At 51.6% G+C, this 7,461-nt stretch carries 5 protein-coding genes; 3 read left to right on the plus strand and 2 right to left on the minus strand.

All coding sequences use genetic code 11. The annotated features are described in order from the left end of the window. Window positions 1–57: 57 nt before the first annotated feature. Both ACMV5H_RS08580 and ACMV5H_RS08585 read right to left on the minus strand, forming a co-directional pair. The gene (locus tag ACMV5H_RS08580) at window positions 58–2,121 is read right to left on the minus strand and encodes a right-handed parallel beta-helix repeat-containing protein (protein ID WP_209529478.1); all 2,064 of its coding nucleotides are present in this window, start codon (window positions 2,119–2,121) and stop codon (window positions 58–60) included. 88 nt (window positions 2,122–2,209) lie between these two features. Then, window positions 2,210–3,775, minus strand: a complete 1,566-nt coding sequence (locus tag ACMV5H_RS08585; RefSeq protein ID WP_209529480.1) for an MFS transporter — start codon at window positions 3,773–3,775, stop codon at window positions 2,210–2,212. Between the two features lie 431 nt (window positions 3,776–4,206). Between ACMV5H_RS08585 and ACMV5H_RS08590 the strand changes: the two genes are divergently transcribed. The 3 genes from ACMV5H_RS08590 (at window position 4,207) to ACMV5H_RS08600 (ending at window position 6,965) form a co-directional block, all read left to right on the plus strand. Continuing rightward, complete coding sequence (locus tag ACMV5H_RS08590) at window positions 4,207–5,373, plus strand: oligogalacturonate lyase family protein (RefSeq protein WP_021806014.1); 1,167 nt, start codon at window positions 4,207–4,209, stop codon at window positions 5,371–5,373. A gap of 26 nt (window positions 5,374–5,399) precedes the next feature. Beyond that, window positions 5,400–5,723, plus strand: coding sequence for a cupin domain-containing protein (locus tag ACMV5H_RS08595; protein ID WP_021178555.1), 324 nt, complete (start codon window positions 5,400–5,402; stop codon window positions 5,721–5,723). Between the two features lie 630 nt (window positions 5,724–6,353). Next, window positions 6,354–6,965: a LuxR C-terminal-related transcriptional regulator gene (locus tag ACMV5H_RS08600; protein WP_021806016.1), complete on the plus strand. Its 612-nt coding sequence runs from the start codon at window positions 6,354–6,356 to the stop codon at window positions 6,963–6,965. Window positions 6,966–7,461 lie beyond the last annotated feature (496 nt).

Consider the following 7,461-nt stretch of genomic DNA (forward strand, 5'->3'; position numbering starts at 1 on the left):
CGGAGCAAAAACGGCATAACCGCTGGGTTTATCTACATCGATATCGCATACAGCGCCTTAAGGAGCTACTGGCAACAAAAAGGCATTGTTGTCGGCGATGTTCCCCACCACCGCATCGGCATATTCTCCCGGCTTGCTACGCAGCGAGACGTTGCCACTGAATACGCCCTGCTTGTCCTGCGTGGTATAGGGGCCCGGACGGAAAATGTAGTTAAACCTCTGGTTATCAATCGCCATATTGCTGGTGACTTGCAGGGCGCCAGGGTTGAAGTTGTCGGTAAACCCATCCATGCCGTTTTCAATGGCGAGGCTGTTAGTCACCTGATGGGCCACTGGCAACCCTTCTCCCCCCAGTTTGAAACCATTATTGACATTGCGCAGCGCGACGCTGTTCTCAATGATCACCTTGCCGTTCGGGCCATCCTCGATCTTGTTAAACAGATCAAAGCCGTCATCCACGTTGTCATGCGAGAAGCAGGCGACCAGCCGATTTCCCTCACCCACACGCATTTTGACGGCAAAGCCATCCGCATTGATCAGACCTGGATCCTTGTTGGCGTATGATTCGGAATGGCTGATCAGGTTGTGGCTGGCCCACAGTGGCCGATCGGCGTTGGCCGGGGAAGAAATGACAATTCCGGTATCATCCGCATGGTGTGCCACCACCCGGTCAAGGTGGTTATGGCTACCCGTAATGCGCAGGCTTTTTTCCGTTACCGTGATGCCCTGAATATCCCAATAGCTGGCTGCCAGTTCCATCCCGTGCAGCACCACGCCATCCCCAAGCGGCCGGAGCTTTTTGGCATGCGTGGCGGTGCCACTGGCTAAGGCAGGTATGACAGCCAAGGGGTAATCCCCCGCCGCCAGCCAAAGCGTGCCACCCGGCGTCAAGGATTGCACGGCGGTGGCAAAATCCAGCGGATGCTGCTGACTACCATCATTTTCGGCTTTGCCCTGTGGCGCAGCATACAGATTAGCAGCGTCGGCATAGTGCGCTTTGCGCACCATCAGCTTGTCACTCTGAGCGCTGCCTTTTGCCGTGGTGAAACGGTAATCCAGCGCGGTTTCCGCCTTCTTCATCGCAACCTTCACCGCCAGCATCTCTCCGGCCTGTACCTTACGCTCTGCGGCAATGACCACGCCGTCCTGGCTTAGCGACAGAGTGCCATTCTCATTGCTGCGTAGTTGGAAGACGTAATCATCCGTGGCGGATATTGGCGCAGAACCGATCTCGATCTGCAACGGCATCGCTTTAACCGCAAACTCTTGTGCCGCCGGAAGCTGGCTTTCGCTGAGCGTCAGGCTGGCCTGGTTGACGGTAATGCGTGCGTTACGTGATGCAAAGAAGCCCACGTAGTAACCTTCAGGATCAAGCTTGGTGACGCGGTGCGGATCGTTGGTCGTTTTACTGACCCAGTTGTCGCTGCCCAGCGGAGCATAGGCCGCGGTAAACCCCTGATCCGTGCGAGCCAGACGCAGCCGGAAGGTTGGCGTTTTCTGCAGATCGACCTCAGGTTGATAACCCTCACGTTTGATCTCGACGCCCGCATTACCCCAGGAATTGAGCACGCCGTTGCGGGAAATCAGCGTCATTTTGACCCGCTGATGATCTTTTTTATCCTGCGTCATGATGGCATTCATCACCATGTTGGATGCCGCCGGAAACTCCTCATAACCCTGCTGGACCTTCTCCAACCGTGGTTTGCCGAGGATATCGCGGATCAGCAATCCCGCCCCCTCTTGCCCGGCGGGCAGAGCCATATTTTCCGGGCCAAACTGATCGACCGTCACCTCCGCTTCCAGAACCACATTGGCATTGGCGGGAACGCGCGTGTAGTAAAAGGTCAGGCCATCATGGCTATTGCCGATTTTGCCCCCCCGGCTTTCGACGTGGAACGGCATTTTCAGCGGCCCGGCCTGCATCGGCTTGCCATTGGCCATCGTCACCTGATTGGTGCCCACTTTTTCCGGCAGCACGTTGGTGGCAAAGTTGGCATCCGTTGACTGGCCGAAAGCGATGGCCTGCCAAACCAGTTCATTAGCGGCAGGCAGCGGTGCGGCGACACCGTTATGACACACGCTGGTCAGAGCAATTAATAACGACAGAGGTACGATCTTCATTTCCCTTTCCTTGTTTTTAATCGGTAGGGATCCCCCCGCCATGTTGGCGAGAAGATCCTGTCACTGGGTTTTGGGGAGATCAGGCCCGTTAGGCCGGTTTATACACAGGGGTAGAGACTTCAGGGGTGATATTCATCTTCTGGCAGATCTTGCTGTTGCCCCAACACTGTTCGTAGGGCAGCCCCACCAGTTTCTCTATGACCAGGCGAACCTCGGGTTTAATATCGCCGATCTTGCCGCCAGCCTTGATGCGGGCCACTTCATACAACACTACCTGGTGGGTTTGGCGGTTGAGCGTCATCTGGCTGCTGAAAATAATCGCCATCAGCGCCAACAGGATCACACCAGCAAAGAATACCCAGGAGATGGCGGTAATAGCGGTTTCCGGCTGAGTGTGAGACTTAGATTGGAAGCCGTAGTAACTGAGGATTGCCCCCATGGTGAAGACGATAATCGAACGCATAATCTTGCCAGAGAAGGTCATCGCCCCAGCATAGATCCCTTCGCGACGGCGTCCGGTAAAGACTTCGTCCACGTCCGCCAGGAAGGTATACACCGTCCAGGGAATGTAATACACCCCGCCGGTGCCCAGGCCAAAGATCACGGTGATGCCGATGATGGCAGCAGTGGCAATATGCGCAGGCAGGTTAAAGAAGTGCAGCAGGGAGTAGCAACAGACCGCAAACATCACGATACCTAGCGCCCAGGAATAAGGTTTACTGAAGCCTTTTTTCACGCACAAACCAATAAAGATGGCGGTCGATATCAACTGTAAGATGGCATTCAGGCTGTTCAATCCGGCCAGAATAGCAGGATCGTATTGCAGCACGAAAATCACGAAATAGGTAAATACCGAGGCAAACAGCCATTCCGCACCGAAGCCGAACAGATACATGCCCAGATGCTTGCGAAATACCCGCAGGTAGAAGGTTGATTGCATATCCCGCGCCAATGAAGCCAACGTTTTGAGCAGCGATTTCTTATGCTTAACCTCCGCTATTGCTTCATCCTTGCGCTCCCAGGAGAACAGATACAGCACGGTGATGGCAGTAAACAGGATCACGCCGTAGGTGATGCCGGTATACAGAAAAGGCTGGGCCGACTCTTTGCCGTAAAGCAGAATAAATTGCCCTGGGATAAACGCCGCCAGGAAGTTGGCCATCTTGCCAAAAATCGCTTTATAGCCGGTCAGCTTGGAGCGCATGGCGAAATCATCGGTCATTTCGGTCGCCAGCGTCTCGTAAGGCACCATCACCGAGGTATAAATCAGTTCGAAAATGACGTAGGTGGCGAGGTAGTACCAAAAACCAAAGCCTTCAACCCACAGCAGCGGGTAAAAGACCATCAGTGGCGCACCAATCAGCAAGAAGAAACGGCGCCGACCAAAGCGCTTACCGAGCCAGGTATTGCCAAAGTTATCGGTCAGATAGCCCATCACCGGGTTACTGATAGCATCAATGACGCTCGCAACCGAGAAGATGAATGACGCCTCCAGCAGCGTCAAACCACAAAACGTGGTGTAAAAATAGAGCAACCAGGCGCCACTGATCGCCAACGCACCGCTGCCCAGCAGGTTACCCCCGCCATAAGCCAGCTGATGTCCTAGCCTGACCGTTCTTCCCTTACCCAGAGCGTTAATACCATTCGTTGTCATCGTTTCTTCTCGCAAATAAAAATAATGAACTGCAATTTCATTTTTACAGGAATAACGTTTTATACTTTTAGGCGGGTTATAATGTTGTGATGAAAGTCACATAAAAAATAAGGGGATCTGATTTAACCAACTTTAAAACATGGGCAGCATCTGGCCGTGGCCCCAGCATCAGGGATTGCCCATCCGTTTTTTTTCTATAGTGGCGAGCATGCAATGGCGTCATGCTGGTTGGCTATGAGCAAAACCGCGATCTGCTATCAATTGGGCAAAGTGCAACGATTTATGCGATGTAGCTCTCATAAATCACCCGTTCGGGTTGGCCTAATTCGTCACTTTGATATCATTTTTCTAAATTTATGAAACAATGTTTTATTTAATTAAAGGATCGTCTGAACAGCGGCGGTTTATCGATAAGGTTAAGGGAGGCCATCGTGGCTAAAGGTTCAATCCACCAGTTCAATTTCCATCGCACAACCGATGCCGGTACCGGCGCACAGCTCACCCGCCTGACACCGCCTGAAGTACTGTGCCACCGCAACTACTTCTACCAGAAATGTTTCACCAACGACGGCAGTAAGCTGTTGTTTGCTGGCGAATTTGACGGTAACCGCAACTACTACCTGCTGGATCTGCAACGGCAGCAAGCGGTGCAGTTGACCGAAGGTCCAGGCGATAACACCTTCGGCGGTTTTTTATCCCCGGACGATCGTTTCCTGTATTACGTGAAGAATGAACGTGAGTTGCGCCGGGTAGAACTGAGCAACTGCACTGAACAAACCGTGTATCGCGTGCCTGAAGAGTGGGTTGGCTACGGCACCTGGGTTGCCAATAGTGAATGCACCAGCCTGGTGGGTATCGAAATCGATCGCCAGGATTGGCAGCCTCTGACCGACTGGAAAATTTTCCACAGCTTCTTCACCAAAAACCCGCATTGCCGCCTGCTGCGTGTCGATTTGGCCAGCGGTGAATCACGCGTGATTTATGAGGATCGCCTCTGGTTGGGCCACCCAATCTATCGCCCATACCATAGCGACTGCGTCGCCTTCTGCCACGAAGGGCCACACGATCTGGTTGATGCCCGCATGTGGCTGATCAACGAAGACGGCAGCAATATGCGTAAGGTAAAAACTCATGCCCCAGGCGAGAGCTGTACGCACGAATTCTGGGTGCCGGACGGTTCAGCCCTGATGTACGTCTCTTATTTGAAAGGCCAGCAAGAGCGCAACATCTGCCGTTACGATCCACAGACCGGGCAGGATGAGATCGTGATGACCATGCCAGCCTGTTCGCACCTGATGAGCAACTACGACGGCAGTCTGTTAGTGGGTGACGGTTCGGCTACGCCGGTCGATATCAAGGATTCTCAAGGCTACACCATTGAGAACGACCCGTGGCTTTACGTGTTCGACGCCAAACAAAAACGTCAGGCACGTCTGGCCGCACATAACAGTTCATGGCGCGTGCTGAATGGTGACCGTCAGGTAACGCATCCGCACCCATCCTTTACTCCGGACAACCGGCAAGTGCTCTTCACCTCAGATTTTGAGGGTGAGCCCGCGCTGTATCTTGCCCGCTTGCCGGAAGATCTCTTTGCTTGATGGCACTATTTTATTGAGGAACAACCATGTTTATCTACCAACAGGATTGTGCGTTAGAAGATTTAGGGAACGGCGTGACACGCCGTATCCTCGCTCATGGCGGCACCATGATGGCGGTGGAGGTCAACTTTAGCCAAGGCGCTGTCGGCCCGTTGCACAGCCACCCGCACGAGCAACTGACCTACGTACTTTCCGGCCGCTTCAGCTTCACCATCGATGGCGTCACCAAAGAAGTGGCTGCCGGAGATACCTTGTACAAAAAGCCCGACGTGGTGCATGGCTGCGTCTGCCTGGAGGCCGGAACCTTACTGGATACCTTCACTCCACAGCGTGAAGATTTCCTGAAATAATCTCATCTGCTCCCGGCCATCATGCCGGGAGCATTTGGCACCCAATAAGCTGTAGCAACTCCCGCTCTCCTCTTGCATAAAATTACCCTGTTCCCCTTGCCCACACCATCAATATGCCTGCCGCCAAACCGGCCACAGACGAGAAATATCAATAATTCATATCACAAACAATTAAACACAAACACATACACACAGTGAATATATATGAGTAATTCTCAGTAATTTACCAGCAAGTTAATGGATAGTTCTTATCTTTTGATTTTATTGAAATAATTGGTAACTTATCGATAAAATCAATTGTTTTTATCATATCGATCTATTTTATTGATCATTAAAAACAACTCTGCTATCCTATGTAATATAAATTTTCAATATAAATCAATGGAATGAGTAAATCTCATGGCTTACTGCGAGTATGTCGCCTATTGCCCACATTGTGATATTTCCATCGAGCTGACAGGGAACGTTCCCCCCTACGTTGAGGGGGCGGGTAGTTGCTGGATGTGCAGTAAGAAACTCATCCTGATTTTCAGAAAGTCGGCAAAAAATCGTGCACGCCATCGACAAGATTGCGGCTCATCCGCCAACCCGCGCACAAGCTAAGATTATTACTGATTAGGATGATCAACTATGCCTGATATTCATATCTACACGGTGAGTAATGACCGCTATTTCTCCGCTGGTTTGCACGCGCTGCTCAGGCACGGTGAAACCTTACCCCACAATAAAATAGCGTTGCATGAATTACCCTTCGAGAAAGAGACGTTTGAGGCTCACACGCTGCCGGAACTGAAAAATAGCGCCTGTGATTTTCTGATTTTGGATTGCAGCTGCGGCTTTATTCATTATTACGGCGCCTGTTCTGCGCTCTATGCCGCCCTGGAGCAGGGCACGCTGGAGGCCAGGATCATCTTGATGTACGAAAACAGCCTGTGCCTGACCAACCCGGATATGTACAACCACTTTATCACTCTGGATAAAAATGCCTGTGTGGAGGATATCTTGCTATCGATTTTCCCTCGCCAAACGGTGCAGGATGAGTTTGATGCCGAGGTAGAGGAAGCCACGAGCCGGCAGTATCTGACCGGCCGAGAGCTGATCGTCATCAATGAAATCTACAGCGGTGCACAGCCTGATGAAATCGCCAAAAAGCTCAAGCTCAGGCTAAAAACCATCAACTGTTATAAAAACCGGGCGATGAAAAAGATCTGTAGTAAAAGGCCTCAGGATTTACATCTTTAGCCTCGTCATCATCGCCAGCAGGATAGCTGTGGCCTGAACCTCCCCCTTCATACGCCCCCCAGTTGGGGCCCCTCACAAGCAAATTCTGGATCCAACAAAATGCTATCGCAAAGTTGTAACACTCGCCTCCACACATTTTTTGGAACTCTTGTTACTTCTAGCTCTTACCAGATCTGGCAGCCTGCTTAGTACCAGGAGCGGACGTTACAAATAACTCAAGCAAACCGCCCCCTTAGCCCTTAATGAAGAATGGAGGAATGGGTCTTAATAGGTGAATATCGGAAGATCTCTAACAGGGAAAGGGCCGTTTTTAGGGGATAACTATATTGCCACCTAGTCACCGTAAGAATATGCACAGAGAGAGCATATTTGTCAATGCCAATCGAATAGTGACCCAGGCTGCCAAAGTAAATCTGACCCACCCCTGTTAGCGGTTAGCCAGAAATGTCGGCGGTTGCCGGCTTCTTCAACTGACCACTTTTTAACTTGTCCTTCA

Origin of the sequence: Serratia sp. N21D137 (genome assembly GCF_047530005.1) — a bacterium.
GTDB lineage: Bacteria > Pseudomonadota > Gammaproteobacteria > Enterobacterales > Enterobacteriaceae > Chania > Chania fonticola_B.